Raw genomic sequence first — 20,458 nt, forward strand, 5'->3', positions numbered from 1 at the left:
CAATTGATAATCAATGAAATAAATTTTATTAAAATATGTTAAATTTTTAATACTCTTATTTATTGTCTGTTTAATCTACAGAAAAAACTCCAATTAAGTTATAAATTCTTACCCCTGACTTCAAAAATATGCGGGTTACATATTTTTCATACTGATCTAAAAACAATCTTTGTTTACTTGTATAAAAATAATCTGTATCTATCCAAATAGTCCAAACTGTAACTGTTTAGATTAATCCTGTTTGATGAAATTTGTATTCAACGAAAAAAAGAAGTATGAAAATCGCAATAGTTGGTTATAAAAAACAGGAAAGATTGACACAGGGCGTTACCAATGATGAGGATGCTGATCTTTTAAAATTTCTGAGCGGGAAAGGATTGGATGTTGTTCCCGTCATCTGGAACGATGAAAATGTGGATTGGGCCAGTTTTAATGTAGCCATCATTAAGTCCCCGTGGGATTATCATAATCACTTACCAGAGTTTTTAAACTGGCTGAGTCAACTTGAAAAATCAGGTATCAAGGTATTAAACCCCGTAGAGATCATCCAATGGAACAGTCATAAGAAGTATCTTAAAGACATTGCAGAAAACGGACTTCCGGTAATTCCATCGGCGTATATTGACAAAGGTTCTGATTTCGACGGAAGTTTTTTTGATTTGTTCGGTACAGACCGGGTGGTTGTAAAACCCTGTGTGAGTGCAGGCGCGCACAATACGGTTGTTGTTACTAAAAACAATCTTGAGGAACGTACACAAGAAATCAGGCAATTTTTAACAACGGAAGATTATATGGTGCAGCCATTTACAGAGGAAATAAAAAATGGGGAATGGTCGTTTCTGTTTTTCAATGGCCAATACAGCCATTGTTCGTTGAAGACACCTAAGCAGGATGATTTCAGAGTACAGCATTATCACGGAGGAAGCATCAGTTATCCTACACCTGACCCGATTCATATAGAACAGGCAGGCGCCTTCTTAAAAAATCTGCCTCAACCTACGCTTTATGCACGAGTGGACGGTGTACTCATCAACCATTCATTTACATTAATGGAACTGGAGCTGATAGAGCCCTATCTATTCCTTAATGGTAACGTTGATTTACTGGAAATCTATTACCGGGCATTAATGGATTTAATCTCTTAAAGAGAAGCTGAAGGTCGCTATTCAGTGTTATTTTGTGAAATTAACCTTCTTTCCCGAGCTGTAAATTAAATTACTTCATGTCAAGAAGTAAAAAAATAGCATTAATAAACAGGGTGCAATCATCATTTGTACAATAATGAACTCATTATATTAAAGATTTGTTAAAATTTATTAAATAAAATTAAAATGAATTTGTTTAAAGTGAGAAAATATATTTATTTTAGTGCTTTAAAAATTTCTCATGAAAAGATATAATTTATTGATTGTACTATTACTGCTTATTTTTAACGTGACTACGGCTCAAAAGAAGAATTCTCCGGCTGCAGATCTCAGTATCTTAAAAGAAACCAAAACGAAGATCGAAAATACGGTTCCATTGGTGATCAAACATCTTCAGGCCATTGCTGATAAAGAAGGTGACAACAACATCGTAACCAACGGAAAGACGGCGTTAGGAAAAGAATACGGCATTCTGGAATCTGAATGGTTCCTGTACAGAAATAACATGAAGAACTGTATCCTGAACAATTCTTCCAAAAAAGCTAAAAAATGTATGGAATACCATACACAATACCTGAGAAATACATTCATCAACTACGCAAACTATATCTCAAATCTTACGAGAAAGAACGGATACCTGGGTGTGGAAGGTGATACCAAATTTGATTTTAAACCGGCTGATATTGCCACAAAGCTAAGTGAAGCGTATTTCAACGCCAATGATGCTGCAGGCAGAATGAAAGGTGATCAGAAAAAAGACTTTTTAGGACAAACGATGTCTGATGACAACAAGCTTGCTCCTTTCAGTCAGTTAGCTCAATAATATTAACCTATACCATAATAAATCCCGCTTTTTTAAAGTGGGATTTTTATTTTACATCTGACTCTTCCCTCTTAATATTCTTCTGATATTCTTCACAAATAGCTAATATTGCATTCGGGTGTTCTTCAAATTTACCTAGACTGATGCCATAATAATCAGGACTGAATTTCACAAAATCACCATCACTCCTGTCTTTATTTTTTATTTTAACAATAAGACTGTATTTGATTGTGGTGCTATAACCGCCGCCTTCTGTGGGTTCCTGCCGTTCGTAAGCATCGATATGAAATCCTGTCACGTTTGACCACGGGGTTTCATGAGCAGCCGGTATGGAAAAACCGCCTTCAAAATGCATAATATCAACGAAATTCCGTCCGTAGCATAGTTGTATACCTCCTTCTGATAAAATTATTTTCTGTTTGACATCCCAAATGTATCCGGAAATAGTCACTACTGGCAAAAACAATGTAACAATGATCAAAAAAACAATAAATATTCTCCCTTCATCTACTAAAAACAACCATCTTATCAGGAAAAATAAAGGAACAACACAGAATACGGTCAATAAGATCGAATCGGTAATGATTGATTTTTTCCTTTCTGTAATGATGATAGTTTCCATATAAGATGATGAATTAAACCTTAAATCTTTAACCTACCAAGTTAATCTAAAAAAACCATAAGAATCTGTTTCGAATAAAAAAGAGAACCACAGATGCAGTTCTCTTTATCGTTAGAATATATACAATTCATTTCATCATTAATAAAGCCGATGAAACGTTTTTTAAGGGTGTAGAAAAAGATCCCCGCCATGAAAGCTGTTATGTACTCATCATAAAAACATTCGGGAAAAAGTAGAAAATGAAGGCGGAGATCTATTAAACATAAATAAACTCTACCACCGGTCTCCCGGTCAGTAAGAGCGGTACAAAAGTAAGCTTCCGGCCTATTATGCTGAAAAATATTTTGTAGAATTAAATCGATAGCCGTGTAGAAGTAGTATTACTTGATGTGGTGATGTGGTAATTTGATAATATTATGATGCGGTAATGCGATTACTGACAACCAGAAATAATACCGAGATTTCCCATCCTTCCAACTTCTAACTTCTAATTTCTAACATCTAACCTCTAACATCTATTTACTAACTTCTCCACCAATGATAATAATTATGAAGTCCGTCATACTCAAACCCGCAGCGTGGGTAAAGAGCATTTCCGACATCATTGGTTTTCTCCGTTTCAAGCATCAGTCCGCAGGCATCTGTTTCTTCGCACCATTGTTTGCTTCTGTTGATAAGTCCCACGGAAATTCCCTTTCCGCGGTAATCCGGGTGTACAAACAGATCACTTAAAAGCCACTGCTTCTGCAATCTGGTGTAATGAAACAGTTTATAAAGTTGCACAAAACCTACTGCTTTCCCGTCGGCAAAAGCCAGGAATACGTCTGATTCGTTATTCTGAAATCTTTCTTTCAGGAATAGCTTTCCTTTTTCCACATCTGATTCCTGGCGGTAAAAAATCCGATAAAGATTGAAAAGTTCTGCCGTTTCATTGAGATCTTCCAGACCTGCTTTTTTAATGGTGTAATTCATTTCTGTATTATTTTTTTATTAACAGTACAAAAATATTTTTAAATAGGACTACATTTGTACTCCAGATTTTAAACTCAAGGTAGTCCAGTATGCTTCCATTCAAACACATCATACCTATTAATAAAGAAAGTAAAACTGCAGTTTACAGGCAGATCGCGATCTCTGTCATCAAAGCAATCAGAAATGGAGTCTTAAAGCCTGGCAATCATCTTCCCGGAACCCGTGAACTTTCAAAAACATTGGGAGTACACCGCAAAACAGTAATAGCAGCCTACGAAGAACTCCATGCGCAAGACTGGATCATTATCATTCCAAGAAAATATACTGCAGTAGCCGACCGTATTCCTATACTAAGGCCTCAACAGTGGAATCTGGAAAATGCTCTTTCCTCTTATGAACATCATTTCAACCTTCCTTTTAAAATTATTGATCAAAAAATAGAAAAGCTCCATACTGTCGTACTTCCTGAGATCGTCATCGACGACGGACATCCGGATGTAAGACTTTCTCCCATTGATGACCTTCTGAAAACGTATCGATCCTACACATCCAAAAGACACACCATCAAGAATGCCAATATCGGTACAGAACAAGGCACCATAAGGCTTCGGGAAGAACTTGCAAAATATCTTTCTGACACTCGGGGTCTGAATATCCGCTCAGAAAATCTTCTGATTACTCACGGTGCACAAATGAGCATCTACCTCGCTGCACAACTCATTCTCGGCCCCGGCTCGAATATCATTGTGGGATCTCCCAATTATCCGGCAGCTAATGTAGCATTTGAACAGACCGGTGCAACACTTACAGAAGTACCTGTGGACGAAAATGGCATTGATACAGAGGCCATTGAAATCATCTGCAGGAAGAAAAAAATCAATGCGGTATATGTTATTCCCCATCATCATTATCCTACAACGGTCACACTTAGTGCGGCCAGAAGAATGAAGCTTCATGAATTATCGGCTACTTACTCGTTTGCCATTATAGAAGATGATTACGACTATGATTATCATTATACTTCTTCACCCTATCTTCCTCTGGCGGGAAGCAGTCATCAGGGAAATATCATTTATACAGGATCTTTCTCCAAGATCTTAGATCCTTCACTCAGGATAGGTTTTATGGTTGCCCCGAAAAATTTTATAGATCAGTGTACGGCCTTACGGAAAATCATTGATATTGGTGGTGACGGATATATGCAAAATGCCCTGGCTTTTCTCATCAGGGAAGGTGAGCTTAAGCGACATATTAAAAAGGCAAAAAAAATCTACCATCAACGGAGAGACTTTCTGGATACTCTGTTAAAAGATAGAATGAGTCCATACATTTCCTATGTCCGGCCATCTGGTGGAATGGCTATCTGGATTCAACTTTCATCGGAATATCCTGTCCATCGCTTATTAGAAATTCCTCAATTAAAGATTTTACGTGTTGATGAAAATCTCAATGCTTTCCGGTTTGGTTTTGCTTCAATGGATGAAAAAGAGCTGGAAAAAACGGTGGATTTCTTAAAAACGGCATTGAATCGCTTCTGATCATCAATTTACTCAGCCAATATCGCAAGCTTTGGATTGTCTACGTACACGTAACTTAAGATCTTTATCCAATGGAAAAGCATACCGAGATAGCTGATTCTGATGTAAGGAGTAAAATCAGAAAGAAGGAAATTAATTTTGGAGGAAATAGAAAGCTGAAAATTTACGGACGACTTTATTGTTCTTCCGGTAAAAAAATGAAACGGGAAAACAGAGTCTTTTTCACATCAGAACAGGAGGCATTGGAAAATAGTTACCGTCCCTGCGGGCATTGTATGCAGGAAGATTATATACTTTGGAAGAATAAAGAAAAATAGTTTATGCGAATTTCAATGTTTTCATTACAACACACAAGAAACAGAATCATCACGGAATTCTGACAATTAGGATATTTTGCGAATACGGAAATGAATATCCATATCAAGTATTCTACTACTTTTCCGTATTAAAATCTGAATGCCTATTTTTTTATTTATTTTAAAACGCAAAGTTTTATCTTAATAATGTATTACTCTGAGGGTTGCATAGACAGAATCAATCTCTGATTGATTTGACTAAGCGAATGTCTTATCCATGAACTTAATCAACGACATAGCTACCTTCTTTGCCTTCCTAAATATGCAGTTTCTTCACTCGATTTTGCGTGGAAAAAACTATTGAATTAAAATTTATTTATTACATAAATGGCTTCTATTTTACATAATAAAAAAGTTTTAAAAAATATTGACTCCCTTAATTGTGAATAAAAAAATATTTGTATACTTGTTTTCAGATTGCAATCTGACAAAATAACAAACTAAAAATTAGACAATTATGAAAAAAATCATTTTATTAGCAGCTTTCGGAGTTGCTGGCCTTATGGGGGCAAAAGAATCTGTTGAAAACAAATTTGAAAACAAACAAAGTGCTAAAGTTGCATTTGATCTTTGTGGAGTACTGGTTACTTATTATAATGCTGACGGACAGCCAACAGGGCAACAATGGTTTACTAGTGATCAGCCAAACTTAACATCCTGTATGGCATATCAAGCGGGTGTAATCGCAGACCTAAGGTCTAAAGGTTACATTGTACAGCAACAAACAGAACCCACTACTCCCAGTACCGATGTAAATTAAGTATAAAACAGCCAATCTATTATGAGCAAATTTCTTTTAATATCCTTTCTAATCCTTTTTGGAAACTCTTATGCACAGGAGCAGTTACATATTCAGTATCTTAATGTTAGATCGCAAATAGCCAACGTATATGAGGATTTGTATACAGATGGCAAAAGGGTGATATCAATACAGGATGGTAATATAATGTGGACAGATCCCAGCCGTAACAAAGCAGGGAATAAAAAAAGACAGGATTTTTATTTCATTTCGAACATAGATGAGACTTCTAAAGAAAGAAATTTCTTTTTCACATCCTTTGTTAAAGAGAATGCGGAAGATTATTATTTTGTTTATGATAAGGTTCCGCATATTGAATGGAAAATTAATAAAGAAAGCACAAAAAAAATACTTGGTTATGAGTGTATAAAGGCAACTGCTATTTTTCGCGGATCTCCAATTACAGCATATTACACTGATGAAATTCCTTATTCTGTTGGCCCTTTTAAATTTTTTGGATTACCTGGCGCAATACTTGACATAAGAGTTGATAATAAGAATTACGATTTATGGAAAGCAGTAAAAGTTGACCGCAATGACAATACCAAAGTTGACTATAATCCCGATTTTAAAACATATACAAAAGCTAAAATGGAGGATTATGTAAAGCTAAAAGATGCCACTAATAAAGCATTTTTGAGTAATAGTAAAGTTGATGGAAGCACCGGAAAGATATTAACAGTACGCATGGGTATTGAAAAACAATTTGAATGGGAAGCTCAACCCTCCAATTAGATAAAGATGCATTGACTCTAGTTTAGCATTATATAAAATAAAAAATCGGTATAACTTTCTGTTATACCGATTTAGTTTAGTAGCGGGAACCGGACTCGAACCGATGACCTTCGGGTTATGAGCCCGACGAGCTACCTACTGCTCCATCCCGCGGTGTATTTTTAGAGTGCTTACCGAAAGCACTTAACTTAGTAGCGGGAACCGGACTCGAACCGATGACCTTCGGGTTATGAGCCCGACGAGCTACCTACTGCTCCATCCCGCGGTGTATTTTTAGAGTGTTTACCGAAAACACTTAGCTTAGTAGCGGGAACCGGACTCGAACCGATGACCTTCGGGTTATGAGCCCGACGAGCTACCTACTGCTCCATCCCGCGGTGTATTTTTAGAGTGCTTACCGAAAGCACTTAACTTAGTAGCGGGAACCGGACTCGAACCGATGACCTTCGGGTTATGAGCCCGACGAGCTACCTACTGCTCCATCCCGCGATATTGGATTGCAAAGATACGTCTATTTTTTGAAAATCCTAATTTTTCTTTTAAATAAAGGACTTTTATGAAAACTATTTTATTATTTGTATCTTTGTTTTATGGCAAAAATACTTAAAATTTACCCTGATAACCCTCAGGAAAATCTTGTGAATGAGGTGATTAAAACCTTGAAAAACGGCGGATTGATTATCTATCCTTCAGATACGATTTATGCCTTAGGATGTAATATTTTTGACATAAAGGCCATGGAAAAACTGGCCCAGATCAAGAAAGTCAAGCTGGAAAAGTCTAAATTCTCAATTATCTGTAATGATTTAAGCCATCTTTCAGATTTTACAAGACCCATTGACACTTCCGTTTTCAGGTTTCTGAAAAGCCATCTTCCTGGACCGTTCACGTTTATCCTTGATGCCAATAAAAGTCTTCCATTAGCCTATAAAAACCATAAAACAATCGGTATCCGTGTTCCTGACCACCCGATTCCACAGCTTATCGTGGAAAAACTGGGACATCCGATTGCTTCAACCTCTATAAGAGATGATGACGAAATCATTGAATATTCTACAGATCCGGAACTGATCGCCGAAAAATATGATCATCTGGTAGATATTGTCATTGATTCAGGATACGGAGATAACGTAGCATCTACTATTGTAGATCTTACTTCCGGAGAACCGGAGATCATCCGTCAGGGAAAAGGAATTATTTAGTAAAATATTAAAGGAGGCTGAAAACGCTTATCATCTGGAATTATGAGTTTAAACGGAAAATATGGACTGGGAATTCTTTTGACCTTTGTACTCCTTGCTGCACTGATGCTTTATGTTTTTCCGCTTATCTATGTTATCACGGGAGTCAAAGTATTTAATGCTGCTAATTTCTTTTATACAAGATTCGCGCTCTGGGCGGTTCTTGGATTGATTTTTCTTTACAGCCTTTTTGTCGAAAAAAACACTTTTCTGTTGTGGAAAGATAAGAAATACTCCAGCCTGTTTTACATCAAAGCAGTCATTGCGCTGTATCTGATCTGTGCTTTCGGTGGTTCTTTTCTGAATCTGATCGTTCAGCTTTTGACCCGGGAAGGAATGAGTAGTAAACTGGTTCAGTTCTCTTCTGTCTTTAAAAATAACTATCCGCTGATTATCTTTATCTGCCTGACTGCAGGCGCCGTGGAAGAGTTTCTGATGCGGGGATACATCCAGCCGAGACTTGAAAAAATATACAGCAGCCCGTACATTGGCATTATTGGTTCTGCCGTGTTATTTGGGATTCTGCACAGCACCTACGGAACGATTGGACAGGTCGTAGTTCCTTTCTTTATCGGAACCGTTTTTGCTTTATTTTATAAAAAATATTCAAATATTAAGATTCTGATCATCTGTCATTTTATGTACGACTTTGTGTCTATGATGATTATGAATTTTATTGACATTAAACATTTATCTGCATTCTAAACATTATGAAAATTATAACTTCTCCAGCGAAACTGATGAACGTTGAGAATTCAACCGACTTACTGAGATCTACAACTCCGAAATTCATCGAAGAAGCTGCATTGATACAGTCTTATTTAAAACATAAATCGCCGAAATATCTTTCCGAACTCATGGAAATATCGCCTAAACTGGCTGATGAAAACTGGGAACGAAATCAGAGATGGAAAGACAAACCTACAGCCAAAGAATCCGCTCCTGCCATGTTCGCCTTTACCGGTGAAGTCTACAGAGGACTGGATGCCAAAACCCTGGACAAAAATGCGGTAGATTACTTACAGAAAAACTACAGAATGCTTTCCGGACTGTATGGTCTGCTGAAACCTTCTGACAAAGTGATGCTTTACCGATTGGAGATGGGACGTCATTTTGAGTTCGATGAATACAAAAACCTGTATGAATTCTGGAGAGAAAAAATCACGGAACAGCTTAATTCTGAAATGAAAAAAGGAGAATTTCTGCTTCATCTGGCCAGTAACGAATACGGAAAAGTGATCGACAGAAAAAAACTGAATCATAAGGTGATTGATTTTGAATTTTACGAACTGAAAGAAGGAAAGCTGAAAACCATCGTTGTTTACACCAAACATGCAAGAGGTCTTGTGGTAAGATTCTGCGCAGAAACCAATGCCAAAACGCTAAATGACGTAAAAGCATTCAACTATGAAGGCTACCTGATCAATGAAGAAAAATCTACGGACACAAAACTGGTTTTCACAAGATAAATGACGATATCAGCATTCAAAAAATATTTTAAAACTGAACTTTCCGAACGGTATACTGATTCGGAAAGTGCTTTTTTATCTGCTCTTTTTATACAGAAAATAGTAGGTTTCGATTCATTTCATCAGAGAAGGCTTTCGGAGCAGGAACTTCTTATTGATGACGAAAAACAGCTTATTCAGATTGTTTCTGATTTAAAAACCGGCAGACCTTATCAGCAGATTCTGGGTGAAACTGAGTTTTACGGAATGTTATTTTTCGTAGACGAGCATGTCCTCATTCCACGTCCTGAAACAGAGGAGCTCCTAGAAATTGCGATTCAAAAGATTCATGATTCAGAACTTCCTGTTCAGGGTTTAAAGATTTTGGATATCGGAACCGGCAGCGGTGTGATTCCGTTGGTTTTAAAAAAGCATTTTCCCGAAGCCCAAATTTCTTCCATTGATTTTTCAGAAAAAGCTTTGGAAACGGCTAAACGAAATGCAGAACATCATCAGCTGGAAATCAATTTTATTCATGGGGATTATCTCAACTTCGAATTAGCCGAAAGTTATGATGTTATTATTTCCAATCCGCCGTATATAGGAATTGAAGAGGAAATTGAAATTGCAGATTCTGTCAAGGAATTTGAGCCCAAAATGGCACTATTTTCTCCTGTTCAGGATGCTTTAATCTTCTACAGGAAAATCGCGGAAGATGCTAAACAGTGTTTGAAAAACAACGGTCTTTTATTTTTGGAAATCAATCAGAAACTTGGACCAGAAACCCTTGAACTGTATACCGGACATTTTTCTGAAGCCCAACTCATCAAAGATTTATCTGAAAACGACCGCTTTATTGTTGGAAAGAAATAAGTACTTTTATCTTCTTAATCCATACCTCTATGCGGACATCCTTATTCAGTGCAATGCTCGGCTTTATCTTTATTCTGCAGCTTTCATCCTGTGAGAAAAACTCGCGTAATGTGGTCAAAAACTATTACGACAAGGGAGAATTCAACGGTTCTGTTTTAGCTGTAAACCATGGAAAAACAGTTTGCGATACCGCTTTAGGGCTTAGCAATCTGGAGAAAAATATAAAAATGGAGAAAACAACTCCGATCTATATTGCCTCGTTAAGCAAGCCTTTTACCGCAGTTTCGGTTATGCTTCTGCAACAAGAAGGATTATTGAATTATGACGATAAAGCATCAAAATATATTGAGCTGCCTGCCTATGCACAAAATATAAGCATCAGGCAGCTTTTAAACCATACTTCAGGAATAAAGGATTACGAATCGATTATTTTCAGCAAAAAAGGACTGACCAACCAAGATGTACTGAGCTGGCTGAACGGTCTCAACCAATTGGAATTCCCTTCAGGAAGCAAGTTTGAATATAGTAACAGCGGTTTCATTATCCTGTCGTTGATCATTGAAAAAGTTTCAAAACAGTCTTATGGAAACTTTCTCAATGAATATATTTTTGTTCCGTTGGGAATGAAAAATACCTGGGTATACGATTCCTCAACTTCCCATAAAAACAGAGCTACAGGGTATAATAAAGACAAACATTTGGATGATTATTCAATCCTAACAACCGGAGACGGCGGCATCTACTCCACTCCTGAAGATTTGTTCCGTTTTGACCAGGCATTAAGGAGTTTCAAACTGATTAATAAAAGCAATACGGATCTCATGTACACACCTGCTAAACTGTCTGATGGAAAACTTTCCAACTACGGTTTCGGATGGTTTATTGAAGAATCTGATGGAGGAAAAACCGTCAGTCACACTGGTGGTCTGAGTGGTTTCCGGGCGATATTCTGGAGGGATCTGAATAATAACAGTAGCATCATAGCACTGACCAATCAGGGTGATGTATTTCCGCTGGCTGATTTTTTAAAAGATATGAAAAGAACTTTACAATAGCACTGTATGAAAATCAAATCTCACGACATTAATTCCATAAAAATTGCAGAAGTTGTTTCTGACGAAGTCATCATCAAATCCGCTCAGGATGGGCTGGATCTTCTTGGAGACATTTATTATCAGGGCTTTGATAAGGTAATTGTTTATGAAGAAAACCTCACACCCGAATTCTTTGATCTCAAAACAAAAATAGCCGGAGATATTCTACAAAAGTTCTCCAATTATCGGGTAAGTCTTGCCATCGTAGGAAATTTTGAAAAGTATCCCGGAAAAAGCATCAGGGATTTCATTTTTGAAAGCAATAAAACGAGACACATCAACTTTACGGAAACGCTTGAAGAGGCTTTGGAAAGGCTGGGAAGGTGAAAAATCTTTTGTTTTTTATTGACCACAGATGACACAGATTTTCACAGATGTTTTTCACAAATAAATTTTTGAAATTATTTATGATGTAAAGATTAACATTCCAGACTGTCTACACTATAGTTTTATATCTGGCGCTCTACCTTAACTTCGTTATTTTTCCTTTCAAAAAAACGGATTGCATCTTCAACGGCTTTATCAACGGACTGATACCGGACTCCCAGTTCTTCCGAAGATTTCCGGTTTGAATAGAAATTATTGATTCTTAAAGCTTTCATATTGGGAGAACTCAGGCTGGTTTTTATCTTCAGCTTTCTCAGAAAGTCCCCGATCATTCCCAGCATCGCCAGTCCGGCATCCGGAATTGGAATCATGAGGGGAGCCTGTCCTGTAATCGTATTTATTTTTCCGAAAAACTCTTTATACGTCAGGTTTTCATTGGCCAGCAGGTATTTTTCACCGTTTTTTCCTTTTTCAACTGCTTTGATAATTCCTTCGGCTGCATCTTCGGCATGGACAAAGTTTTTCCCGCCTTTTGGGTAGAAAACCAACTTCTTTTTCCAGGTCCAAAAAATGATTTTCCCAGAACTTGGCTTACGGTCATAGGCGCCAATCATAAAAGTTGGGTTTACAATAACCACCTTTGTCCCCCTGTTTTGCTGAAGAAGATAATTCTCTGTCTCCAGTTTGCTTTGAGCGTAATAAGAATGGGTAAAAGGATAAATCTGAGGTGCTTTTTCACTTCCCCAGACGGCAGAACTCCCATATCCCAACGTATTGGCTGTACTCACGAAGAGAAATTTCTCCGCTCCAGCCGCCGCAGCCTGCGCAAACAGATGAACCGCAGCATCGTAATTCGTCTTTTTATAATCTTCATAATGCAGCAGATCCTGGCTGGTTTCTGCAGCTATATGAATCACAGCATCCACATCCTGCAGATATTCTGAAATATCTGAGAACAGGTCTCCTTCTATGAGTCTGAGATTTTCATTTTCTTCGCCCATCCAGCTGCTTTTTTTGCGCACCAGAGCAGTAACAGTATAATCATATCGTAGTAATTTAATAACGGTATTGGCACCCAGAAGCCCTGTGGCTCCGGTCACGAAAACTTTTTTCATGCTTCAATTTCTTTTTTTATGGCACTGGTCATCAGAGGCAGCTTGATCCATATCGGCAGTATCTTCATGATCAGCCAGCTTATGGGATTCACCATAATAACGGAATCTTTTTTGAAAAGTTGTCTGATACAGTAAGCTGCCACTTTATTAGGATCAAGTAAGGTAAGTTTTCCTAAAATACCCTGCTTTTCTATTCTTTTACAGACGTCGATATTCGTTTTCATCGCACCGGGATTTACAACGCTTACAAAAACATTGGTGTCTTTCAACTCCTCATGCAGTCCTCTTGAGAATGAATGGATAAAGGTTTTGGAAGCGGGATAGACTGTTTTAAAACCTATCGGAGAAAAAGCAGCCATGCTGGATACATTTAAAATATAGGCTTTCGGCTGTCTCAATAGATTGGGTAACAGCTGGTGTGTAATCAGTGAAGTGGCGGCTACATTCACCTGCAAAATCGTGTTGATGTAAGATGGCGATGCATCTACAAATTTCTTCGTCCCGCCAAGTCCCGCATTATTGATCAGAACATGAATTTCAAAAGACTTGTTCAGCCATTCTGTAAGTTTCATGACATTTTCATTCACGGAAAGGTCTACTTCATAATAATGGGCTTTAATGGGGTAGTTTTCCTCCAACCGTTGAGCCAGTTCTTTTAAATGCTGCCCCGGAAGACTGACCAGAACGACATTGATATTTTTACTGGCCAGGTTTTCGGCAAATGCTTTTCCCAGTCCCTGACTTGCTCCCGTCACTACAGCATATGATTCTTTGGTGTTCATAAAACAATTTTATGGTACAAAGCTATCTTGAAATGAGTCCTTCAATGTTCAGGATTATCTGAGCGAACCTATTTTTAATTTTAGAAACAAGACTACACAACTAAATGAAAAACAAGTAGTTATTTAAATCAGGACGTTAAAATTTATAAACCCGAACCATTTTTATACTCGGAAGGCGTCTGATCGGTCAGTTTTTTAAACGTGGTGTTGAAAGAAGTTTTGGAATTGAACCCGGATTCGTAAGCGATGCCCAGAATCGAAAGTTTGCTCTGGCTGTCTTTAAGAAGTTTTTTAGCATACTCAATCCTGTATTCATTCACATACTGAAAAAAATTTTTTTTAAACCCGGTATTGATCACATAAGACAAATGATGAGTAGAAATAGACAGGAGTTCAGAAAGACGGATCAGGTTGAGTTCGCTTTCAAGATACGGTTTTTGTCTGCCCATGATTTCTTCCAGCTGGTTCTTAATCTTCAGGAGTTCTTCATCGGAAATCAGTTTCTTTTTCACCTCTTCCGTGTCCGGATCTTCATCAATGGATATAAGTTCCTCACGCTGTTTTTCCTCCAAAGGATAAATTTCTTTCTGTTTTAAAGAATAATATCCCACAAAATAAATAACCAGGAGGAAAGCTCCGTTAATGAAGAAATTTAATGCCGTAGAATCGTAGGATAGATTATAAACTACGTAGGCAATATTGATAATAAAAATAATAATCGTGATGTATTCCAGCCAGTTCAGATTAATTCCTTCCGTATTGGCAGAAAACTGCTGGATTCTTTTCTTGTGTTTCCGGATGGTGAAGTAGGAAAGACCGGTATAGAATAAGGCCTGGAAAAGAATTAACCCGATAAAGACAACATTAAAAACAGTATTATCCTTAAATCCCCCGAAACGCTGTAACAGAATATTGATCCAAAAGATAACGGGCAGAATCAGGTATTTAAGATCTGTAATTTTAAATTTAAAGGAAGGATTGGTATAAAATAATACACTGAAATAAAACATGATCGGCGTCAGAAACTGAATAATCTGCACAGAAATAATAGAATGAACCTCTACCTGGGAGTCTGTAACAAGCGTCAGGACTTCATCCAGCCAGAAACTTGACCACAGAAAAAGAAAAATCCCGAACCAGAAATTGGCTTTCCTGTTAACCCTCAAAGGATTGGACAGTTTCAGTAAAGAAAGCAAAACCAATGAACCATAGATTAATACAACGATGAAGCGGTTTAATTCTGACGTGTTCATTGGTTTTGAGGTTTTAAAATTTTATTTTTTAATAATCTTGGTCACCTGTTTTGTTTGGTCACCATACATTATTTCTAAAAAGTACATTCCCGAATGATACTCAGAAATATTAATCTGTGAAGCGTTTTTTACAGTCTTCATTACCTTACCGGATATATCAATTAATCTTATCTCCGTAATTTTTTTCTTTGCACTTACATTCACATCATTTGTGGCAGGGTTAGGATATACCTTAGCCATATCATGATTCACAGGTGCTTCACTTGCGGAAAGAAATGCTAAAGAATACTTATAAACCCGTCCTCCATTACCAGACAAATATAAGTAATCACCTCCGATTTCCAGTGTCTTGATATCAAAATCGTAGTTATTATTCAGAATTAAAGTCCAGGTCGTACCACCATCAATTGTTCTGTACACTCTTTCCTGATCAGCGATATATCCTACATTCTGATCTGCAAATTTTATTTTATCGAAAGAATAAAAAGGGGCCTGAGATTGTGCCCAGGTCGCTCCTCCATCACTGGATTTGAAGAAATCTCCGTTATCTCCTTTTAAAAAGATCTGGTTTTCATTTAATAAATCATAATAAATATTAGACGACCCTCCATTAAAACAGATGTTCCAGGTTATACCACCGTCTACGGTTTTGTATAATTTCCCATACGAGCTGGTCAGCACGCCATAGCCAACATTGTTGTTGAAGAATTTCAGCGATGAAAATCTTTGATCTGAAATCTTTTGCCAGCTATTGGCTCCATCCACGGTTTTGTAAATCCCTTTATTCGGAGTGTCATATCCGCCGCTCACAAAACCTACATTTTCAGAAAGAAAACTCACTGAATACAAAGGTTCATACTGAATAACCGTACTTTGAGTCCAACTCATACCGCCATTTACCGTTTTATAAACCTGTCCCTGATTGGCACCGATAGAATATCCTGTGTTTTCATTCACGAATCTAAAACCATTGCTGTATGATTCATGAGGAGGATACTGAACTTTCTGCCAGGAGTTTCCGGCATCCGATGTTTTGAAAAACTCCTCCATATTGGTTTTAAAATAGGCATGGGTAGGATTTACAAAATGAAGTTCATTGATAATGTCATATGTTGGCGAGTAATTGGTCCAATTGGTGCCTCCATTTACCGTTTTAATGATTCTTCCGTTATTTCCAACACAAATTGCTTTTTGACTGTCAAAAAAATACAACCCGTTCAAATTATACTCATTGTCTGAACTGTATATGGAATTGGGGCTGATCCATTGCCAGGAAGCTCCTCCGTTTGCTGTTTTATAAACTGCTCCGTCTTTTCCTACCGTATAGCCGTTGTTTTCATCAAAAAACTGCATACCATATGTTTCCTTATTGTATACATTGTAGTTTAAGGTTGTCCAGGTCAGGCCCCCGTCAATCGTTTTAAGCATATCTCCAAAACCTTTATTCGCATATCCTACATTTTGAGAAGGGAAAACAAGTGAATAAAAATTATTGCTTGAGCTTGAATCAGAAACAGTAGTCACCCAGGTATTCCCTCCGTCAACCGTTTTTCGAATTCTTCCGTCATAGGTGGCAACATGAGCTGAATTGGCGTCTGTAAAAACGGTAATCATTGCAGACATGCTATACATGGTGGTATCAACAGGAAAGGAAAGGCCCTTGTCAGATGATTTTAAGATCTGTGTCTGTCCCGAAATATACACCACATCATCATTGATAAAGTTGATGGAGTTTAATAATGACCCAAAAACATTGACCTTGTTCCATGTCATTCCGTAATCATCGGAACGAAGAATAGTGTTGTCTCCTACAATAAAACCTACATTATTTCTAAATTTTATATCCCGGGGAAGAAAGTTAAGCGTTTCCTTGACAGTCCAGTTAACTCCCTGATCCGTTGTATATAATAATTCTCTTTTACCATTGATAATGAATCCTGTATTGGTATTCGAAAAAACAACTTTATTGGCTTTTGAATCCGATGGTTTTGGAGTGATTAATGTAAAATTATTTTGTGATAAAAAATAGTTACTGACTAACAGTGAAAATACGTATATCGTTTTCTTCATAACAAATTAATTGATTCTCTTCCTTACAAAAATTTCGTAGCCCAGATAGATCAATGGCAACGACATAATTCCCAGATAAAGAGCATTATGCATTGCCGTATCCGGAGCTACAGCTACAGCATAAACCAATCCGAAGAATGCGCCTCCAAGGTGTGCCGCATGACCGATATTATCCTGCTGTCTGGGATTCATCATCATGTATACGGAATATCCGAAATACAGCAGCCCGAAAATATATCCTTTAATCGGAATGGGAATAAAGAAAATATAGATTCCGATATCAGGAATCATGGCTATGGAAGCAAATAATATCCCTGAAACCCCTCCACTCGCTCCTACCGCAGAATACCAAGGCTGTTTCTGATAAATGTACAGCGAAAGAAAGTTCCCCAGCAATATAGAGCCCAGATAGACAATCGCGAAACCGATGTTTCCGAAAGCCTGAATAACAATAGGTCCAAAGAAATACAGCGTCATCATATTAAATACCAGGTGCATGATGTCCGCATGCAGAAACCCTGATGAAATAAGACGGATGTACTCTTTCCTGTGCAGAATAGGTCCCACACTGAATTTATATTTCTCGGTAATACCTGGATTGTTGAAGGCAACAAAACTGATAATGGCCGTAATGATGATAAATACGATTAGAATATTCATAAGTTTAATGCTTAATTTTCTGGTTCACCGCTTTCAAACAGATCCCCGATTACAGTACGGTCGTCATCCACAATACCGTCTCCCGTTTCCGGCTCTTCATATACTTCCGGCTCCTCTTCTACAGGTTCCGGAATCGTAATATTAATGGTTTTTACTTTAAATTTAGTAAACTGGTTTCCGATGGCCTTGATTCCTTTTACGGTAATAAATTCATCAAGATGGATCATTTCAGCATCGCGATCTTTGCCTTTATCTTTAGCAAAAATAATTTCTGCCGACGCTCCGTTTGCTACGATTACATTTTCGATGAATGATTTCGGGTGCTCCGAAGGCATGAAAGTCTGCAGATTCACAGTATTTTCAAGCAGGAATCTCTTGATGAAATACATATCTTTTTCACCGTCGTAATAGATGCAGGTCACCGGCTGTTGCGGCTTCCATTTTTCAAGAACTAAGTATTCATCATCAAAACGGTTTCCAAGATCGAAAGAAACGAGCTTCACTTCACCGTTTGTATTGATGGTCAGAATTCTGTCGTCTCCTTTGAAACTACCTAAAAGAGTTCCTCTTGCATCTGCATTCAGTCTTCGCACGGTATCATCGAACCAGATTCTTCTTGGAGCCAGCGTAGAAACGCCTTCCTCTTTCATATCCACCTTTTTCACCGAATATTTAGTTACCAGGTTTCCTTTGGAATCTCTTCCTTTAATCGCAAGATCGGAGAAATCGATTTCCATTTTGTTTTTCCTGATCCTCGGATTGGGTTTCAACAACACGGTTACTGTTTCTGCCTCACCATTAGGATTGGCAGAGAAATACAGCACTTCCGAGCCTTTTTTATCGGAGGCCAGCGGATAATCTGTGTTTCGGGTTACTGCCGTTACGGAGAAACGTTTCATATAATAAGGTCCGGCGGTGCCTTCACGGTAGATCATATTGTAAACCGTTCTTTTATCGTTTTTCTTCCATATGGCAACGCTCAGAAGGTCTTTTCCGACGAATATTTTCGCATCCACCTTCACCACCTTCATAGTTCCGTCTTTTCTGAATATAATGATATCATCAATATCCGAACAGTCGAACAGATACTGATCTTTTTTCAGCGATGTTCCGATAAAGCCTTCCTCGAAATTGGCATAGAACTTTTCATTGGCTACCGCTACTTTAGTGGCATCAATGGTGTCAAAGATTCTAAGCTCCGTCTTTCTCTGTCTGTCTTTTCCGTATTTCTTCTGAATATTTAAATAATAATCAATCGCGTACGCAATCAGATTGGCAAGATTGTATTTTACCTGCTCTATTTTGCCTTCTAGTGCGGCTATATTTTCTTTAAATTTATCTAAATCGAATCTTGAAATTCTCTTGATCCTGATCTCCGTCAGTTTTAAAATATCTTCCTCTGTTACCGCTCTTAAAAGATGCTTGGTATGAGGTTTCAATCCTTTATCAATAGTTTTGATAACATCTTCCCAGGTCTTAACTTCTTCAATATCGTGATAGATCCTGTTCTCGATGAAGATTCTTTCCAGTGAAGAAAAATGCCAGCTTTCCTGAAGTTCATGAAGCTCGATTTCCAGTTCTTTTTTAAGTAAAGAAACTGTGTGCTCCGTATTCATTTTCAGAATGTCTGAAACATTCATAAACATCGGCTTATCGCCTACAATAACGCAGGCATTCGGAGAAATCGTTACCTGACAGTCTGTAAAGGCATACAGTGCATCAATGGTTTTATCCGGTGATACATCATTATGAAGATGAATCAGGATCTCTACGGTATCTGAAGTATTATCTTCAATCTTTTTGATCTTGATCTTTCCTTTTTCGTTGGCCTTCAGGATAGAATCAATCAGGTCGCTCGTTGTTTTTGAGAAAGGAAGTTCAGAAATCACCAGCATATGTTTGTCGGTGTGGGTAATTCTTGCTCTCGCTCTTACTTTTCCTCCCCTGTGGCCGTCATTATATTCTGAAACATCCAGATAACCTGCCGTCATAAAATCCGGAAAGAGTTCAAATTTCTTTCCTTTCAAATGGGCAACAGAAGCATTGATCAGTTCATTGAAGTTATGCGGTAGGATTTTCGTGGAAAGTCCTACCCCGATTCCCTCTACTCCCTGTGCCAGAAGCAAAGGAAATTTAACGGGAAGATCAATGGGTTCGTTATTTCTGCCGTCATAGGATTTCGCCCATTCCGTGGTTTTCGGATTGAAGACCACCTCCAGTGCGAAAGGGGTCAGCCTGGCTTCAATATATCTTGCCGCTGCTGCAGAGTCTCCGGTATAGATATTTCCCCAGTTTCCCTGAGTATCTATCAAGAGTTCTTTCTGCCCGATCTGTACCATGGCATCGGTAATGGAAGCATCTCCGTGAGGGTGATACTTCATGGTATTCCCTACGATATTGGCTACTTTATTGTAACGGCCGTCTTCCAGTTCCCGCATAGAGTGCATGATCCTTCTCTGAACGGGTTTTAGCCCATCATAGACGGAAGGAATCGCTCTATCCAGAATTACATAGGAAGCATAGTCCAGAAACCAGTCTTTATAAAGTCCTGAGACTTTTTTCAAGCTCTCACCTTCGTGCGAGTTTTCTTCTGTCGTCATTTATT

The 20,458-nt window shown here is 37.9% G+C and carries 20 protein-coding genes and 4 tRNA genes; 12 read left to right on the plus strand and 12 right to left on the minus strand.

The window, feature by feature from the left end:
- Nucleotides 1-275 precede the first annotated feature (275 nt).
- Both BM143_RS01075 and BM143_RS01080 read left to right on the plus strand, forming a co-directional pair.
- Nucleotides 276-1,145, plus strand: a complete 870-nt coding sequence (locus tag BM143_RS01075; protein WP_090022034.1) for an ATP-grasp domain-containing protein — start codon at nucleotides 276-278, stop codon at nucleotides 1,143-1,145.
- Nucleotides 1,146-1,386: 241 nt separating this feature from the next.
- Nucleotides 1,387-1,968: a hypothetical protein gene (locus BM143_RS01080; RefSeq protein ID WP_090022036.1), complete on the plus strand. Its 582-nt coding sequence runs from the start codon at nucleotides 1,387-1,389 to the stop codon at nucleotides 1,966-1,968.
- Nucleotides 1,969-2,014: 46 nt separating this feature from the next.
- Here BM143_RS01080 and BM143_RS01085 read toward each other — a convergent pair whose 3' ends face one another.
- Together BM143_RS01085 and BM143_RS01090 are read right to left on the minus strand one after the other, a co-directional pair.
- Nucleotides 2,015-2,590 carry a hypothetical protein gene (locus BM143_RS01085; protein ID WP_090022038.1) on the minus strand — a complete coding sequence of 192 codons (576 nt, stop codon included), beginning with the start codon at nucleotides 2,588-2,590 and terminating at the stop codon, nucleotides 2,015-2,017.
- A 522-nt stretch (nucleotides 2,591-3,112) separates the two neighbouring features.
- On the minus strand, nucleotides 3,113-3,562 hold the full coding sequence (locus BM143_RS01090; RefSeq protein ID WP_090022040.1) for a GNAT family N-acetyltransferase: 450 nt from the start codon (nucleotides 3,560-3,562) through the stop codon (nucleotides 3,113-3,115).
- A gap of 89 nt (nucleotides 3,563-3,651) precedes the next feature.
- On the opposite strand from BM143_RS01090, the gene BM143_RS01095 reads away from it, so the two are divergent.
- The 4 genes from BM143_RS01095 to BM143_RS01110 all read left to right on the plus strand — a co-directional run bounded on the left by BM143_RS01095 (nucleotide 3,652) and on the right by BM143_RS01110 (nucleotide 6,990).
- Complete coding sequence (locus BM143_RS01095; RefSeq protein ID WP_090022043.1) at nucleotides 3,652-5,100, plus strand: aminotransferase-like domain-containing protein; 1,449 nt, start codon at nucleotides 3,652-3,654, stop codon at nucleotides 5,098-5,100.
- A gap of 71 nt (nucleotides 5,101-5,171) precedes the next feature.
- On the plus strand, nucleotides 5,172-5,417 hold the full coding sequence (locus BM143_RS01100; protein WP_090022045.1) for an Ada metal-binding domain-containing protein: 246 nt from the start codon (nucleotides 5,172-5,174) through the stop codon (nucleotides 5,415-5,417).
- 496 nt (nucleotides 5,418-5,913) lie between these two features.
- Nucleotides 5,914-6,216 carry a hypothetical protein gene (locus tag BM143_RS01105; RefSeq protein WP_228430653.1) on the plus strand — a complete coding sequence of 101 codons (303 nt, stop codon included), beginning with the start codon at nucleotides 5,914-5,916 and terminating at the stop codon, nucleotides 6,214-6,216.
- A gap of 21 nt (nucleotides 6,217-6,237) precedes the next feature.
- The gene (locus BM143_RS01110; RefSeq protein WP_090022048.1) at nucleotides 6,238-6,990 is read left to right on the plus strand and encodes a GLPGLI family protein; all 753 of its coding nucleotides are present in this window, start codon (nucleotides 6,238-6,240) and stop codon (nucleotides 6,988-6,990) included.
- An 80-nt stretch (nucleotides 6,991-7,070) separates the two neighbouring features.
- Here BM143_RS01110 and BM143_RS01115 read toward each other — a convergent pair.
- From BM143_RS01115 to BM143_RS01130, 4 genes are all read right to left on the minus strand, one after another.
- A tRNA-Met gene (locus tag BM143_RS01115) sits at nucleotides 7,071-7,143 on the minus strand.
- Between the two features lie 39 nt (nucleotides 7,144-7,182).
- Nucleotides 7,183-7,255, minus strand: a tRNA-Met gene (locus BM143_RS01120).
- A gap of 39 nt (nucleotides 7,256-7,294) precedes the next feature.
- Nucleotides 7,295-7,367: transfer RNA gene (locus BM143_RS01125), tRNA-Met, on the minus strand.
- Nucleotides 7,368-7,406: 39 nt separating this feature from the next.
- Nucleotides 7,407-7,479 (minus strand) — tRNA-Met (locus BM143_RS01130).
- A 101-nt stretch (nucleotides 7,480-7,580) separates the two neighbouring features.
- Between BM143_RS01130 and BM143_RS01135 the strand changes: the two genes are divergently transcribed.
- From BM143_RS01135 to BM143_RS01160, 6 genes are read left to right on the plus strand one after another with little or no spacing between them, the layout of a single operon-like run.
- A complete protein-coding gene (locus BM143_RS01135; protein WP_090022051.1) occupies nucleotides 7,581-8,192 on the plus strand; it encodes an L-threonylcarbamoyladenylate synthase in 612 nt (203 codons plus the stop codon).
- A 42-nt stretch (nucleotides 8,193-8,234) separates the two neighbouring features.
- Nucleotides 8,235-8,936: a CPBP family intramembrane glutamic endopeptidase gene (locus BM143_RS01140; protein WP_090022054.1), complete on the plus strand. Its 702-nt coding sequence runs from the start codon at nucleotides 8,235-8,237 to the stop codon at nucleotides 8,934-8,936.
- Between the two features lie 5 nt (nucleotides 8,937-8,941).
- Entirely contained in the window at nucleotides 8,942-9,700 is a 759-nt protein-coding gene (gene yaaA / locus BM143_RS01145) for a peroxide stress protein YaaA (RefSeq protein ID WP_090022057.1), read from the plus strand.
- A complete protein-coding gene (gene prmC, locus BM143_RS01150; protein ID WP_090022059.1) occupies nucleotides 9,701-10,552 on the plus strand; it encodes a peptide chain release factor N(5)-glutamine methyltransferase in 852 nt (283 codons plus the stop codon).
- Nucleotides 10,553-10,581: 29 nt separating this feature from the next.
- Complete coding sequence (locus tag BM143_RS01155; protein WP_090022062.1) at nucleotides 10,582-11,607, plus strand: serine hydrolase domain-containing protein; 1,026 nt, start codon at nucleotides 10,582-10,584, stop codon at nucleotides 11,605-11,607.
- Between the two features lie 6 nt (nucleotides 11,608-11,613).
- Nucleotides 11,614-11,973, plus strand: coding sequence for a DUF4180 domain-containing protein (locus BM143_RS01160; RefSeq protein ID WP_090022064.1), 360 nt, complete (start codon nucleotides 11,614-11,616; stop codon nucleotides 11,971-11,973).
- 122 nt (nucleotides 11,974-12,095) lie between these two features.
- Here the strand turns inward: BM143_RS01160 and BM143_RS01165 are convergent, their stop codons facing one another.
- The 6 genes from BM143_RS01165 to BM143_RS01190 all read right to left on the minus strand — a co-directional run bounded on the left by BM143_RS01165 (nucleotide 12,096) and on the right by BM143_RS01190 (nucleotide 20,453).
- On the minus strand, nucleotides 12,096-13,088 hold the full coding sequence (locus BM143_RS01165) for an NAD-dependent epimerase/dehydratase family protein (protein WP_090022067.1): 993 nt from the start codon (nucleotides 13,086-13,088) through the stop codon (nucleotides 12,096-12,098).
- The gene (locus BM143_RS01170; RefSeq protein ID WP_090022070.1) at nucleotides 13,085-13,870 is read right to left on the minus strand and encodes an SDR family NAD(P)-dependent oxidoreductase; all 786 of its coding nucleotides are present in this window, start codon (nucleotides 13,868-13,870) and stop codon (nucleotides 13,085-13,087) included. The genes BM143_RS01165 and BM143_RS01170 overlap by 4 nt, the downstream gene beginning before the upstream one ends.
- Before the next feature lie 143 nt (nucleotides 13,871-14,013).
- On the minus strand, nucleotides 14,014-15,123 hold the full coding sequence (locus BM143_RS01175) for a helix-turn-helix domain-containing protein (protein WP_090022072.1): 1,110 nt from the start codon (nucleotides 15,121-15,123) through the stop codon (nucleotides 14,014-14,016).
- Nucleotides 15,124-15,144: 21 nt separating this feature from the next.
- Nucleotides 15,145-17,193, minus strand: coding sequence for a YCF48-related protein (locus BM143_RS01180; RefSeq protein ID WP_090022074.1), 2,049 nt, complete (start codon nucleotides 17,191-17,193; stop codon nucleotides 15,145-15,147).
- Between the two features lie 6 nt (nucleotides 17,194-17,199).
- Nucleotides 17,200-17,853, minus strand: coding sequence for a rhomboid family intramembrane serine protease (locus BM143_RS01185; RefSeq protein WP_090022077.1), 654 nt, complete (start codon nucleotides 17,851-17,853; stop codon nucleotides 17,200-17,202).
- An 11-nt stretch (nucleotides 17,854-17,864) separates the two neighbouring features.
- Nucleotides 17,865-20,453 (minus strand): DNA gyrase/topoisomerase IV subunit A, encoded by a 2,589-nt coding sequence (locus tag BM143_RS01190; RefSeq protein ID WP_047456388.1) that lies wholly within the window; start codon nucleotides 20,451-20,453, stop codon nucleotides 17,865-17,867.
- Nucleotides 20,454-20,458: the final 5 nt, after the last annotated feature.

The sequence above is a fragment of the Chryseobacterium oleae genome, from assembly GCF_900115055.1.
GTDB lineage: Bacteria > Bacteroidota > Bacteroidia > Flavobacteriales > Weeksellaceae > Chryseobacterium > Chryseobacterium oleae.

Bases quoted from the DNA above. Each gene is read 5' to 3' on its own strand.
- BM143_RS01105 (WP_228430653.1), top strand. From the start codon at position 5,914: ATGAAAAAAATCATTTTATTAGCAGCTTTCGGAGTTGCTGGCCTTATG.
- BM143_RS01175 (WP_090022072.1), bottom strand. From the start codon at position 15,123: ATGAACACGTCAGAATTAAACCGCTTCATCGTTGTATTAATCTATGGT.
- BM143_RS01160 (WP_090022064.1), top strand. From the start codon at position 11,614: ATGAAAATCAAATCTCACGACATTAATTCCATAAAAATTGCAGAAGTT.
- BM143_RS01085 (WP_090022038.1), bottom strand. From the start codon at position 2,590: ATGGAAACTATCATCATTACAGAAAGGAAAAAATCAATCATTACCGAT.
- BM143_RS01190 (WP_047456388.1), bottom strand. From the start codon at position 20,453: ATGACGACAGAAGAAAACTCGCACGAAGGTGAGAGCTTGAAAAAAGTC.
- BM143_RS01080 (WP_090022036.1), top strand. From the start codon at position 1,387: ATGAAAAGATATAATTTATTGATTGTACTATTACTGCTTATTTTTAAC.
- BM143_RS01075 (WP_090022034.1), top strand. From the start codon at position 276: ATGAAAATCGCAATAGTTGGTTATAAAAAACAGGAAAGATTGACACAG.
- BM143_RS01170 (WP_090022070.1), bottom strand. From the start codon at position 13,870: ATGAACACCAAAGAATCATATGCTGTAGTGACGGGAGCAAGTCAGGGA.
- BM143_RS01185 (WP_090022077.1), bottom strand. From the start codon at position 17,853: ATGAATATTCTAATCGTATTTATCATCATTACGGCCATTATCAGTTTT.
- BM143_RS01090 (WP_090022040.1), bottom strand. From the start codon at position 3,562: ATGAATTACACCATTAAAAAAGCAGGTCTGGAAGATCTCAATGAAACG.
- BM143_RS01095 (WP_090022043.1), top strand. From the start codon at position 3,652: ATGCTTCCATTCAAACACATCATACCTATTAATAAAGAAAGTAAAACT.
- BM143_RS01180 (WP_090022074.1), bottom strand. From the start codon at position 17,193: ATGAAGAAAACGATATACGTATTTTCACTGTTAGTCAGTAACTATTTT.
- yaaA (WP_090022057.1), top strand. From the start codon at position 8,942: ATGAAAATTATAACTTCTCCAGCGAAACTGATGAACGTTGAGAATTCA.
- BM143_RS01110 (WP_090022048.1), top strand. From the start codon at position 6,238: ATGAGCAAATTTCTTTTAATATCCTTTCTAATCCTTTTTGGAAACTCT.
- BM143_RS01155 (WP_090022062.1), top strand. From the start codon at position 10,582: ATGCGGACATCCTTATTCAGTGCAATGCTCGGCTTTATCTTTATTCTG.
- BM143_RS01165 (WP_090022067.1), bottom strand. From the start codon at position 13,088: ATGAAAAAAGTTTTCGTGACCGGAGCCACAGGGCTTCTGGGTGCCAAT.
- prmC (WP_090022059.1), top strand. From the start codon at position 9,701: ATGACGATATCAGCATTCAAAAAATATTTTAAAACTGAACTTTCCGAA.
- BM143_RS01135 (WP_090022051.1), top strand. From the start codon at position 7,581: ATGGCAAAAATACTTAAAATTTACCCTGATAACCCTCAGGAAAATCTT.
- BM143_RS01100 (WP_090022045.1), top strand. From the start codon at position 5,172: ATGGAAAAGCATACCGAGATAGCTGATTCTGATGTAAGGAGTAAAATC.
- BM143_RS01140 (WP_090022054.1), top strand. From the start codon at position 8,235: ATGAGTTTAAACGGAAAATATGGACTGGGAATTCTTTTGACCTTTGTA.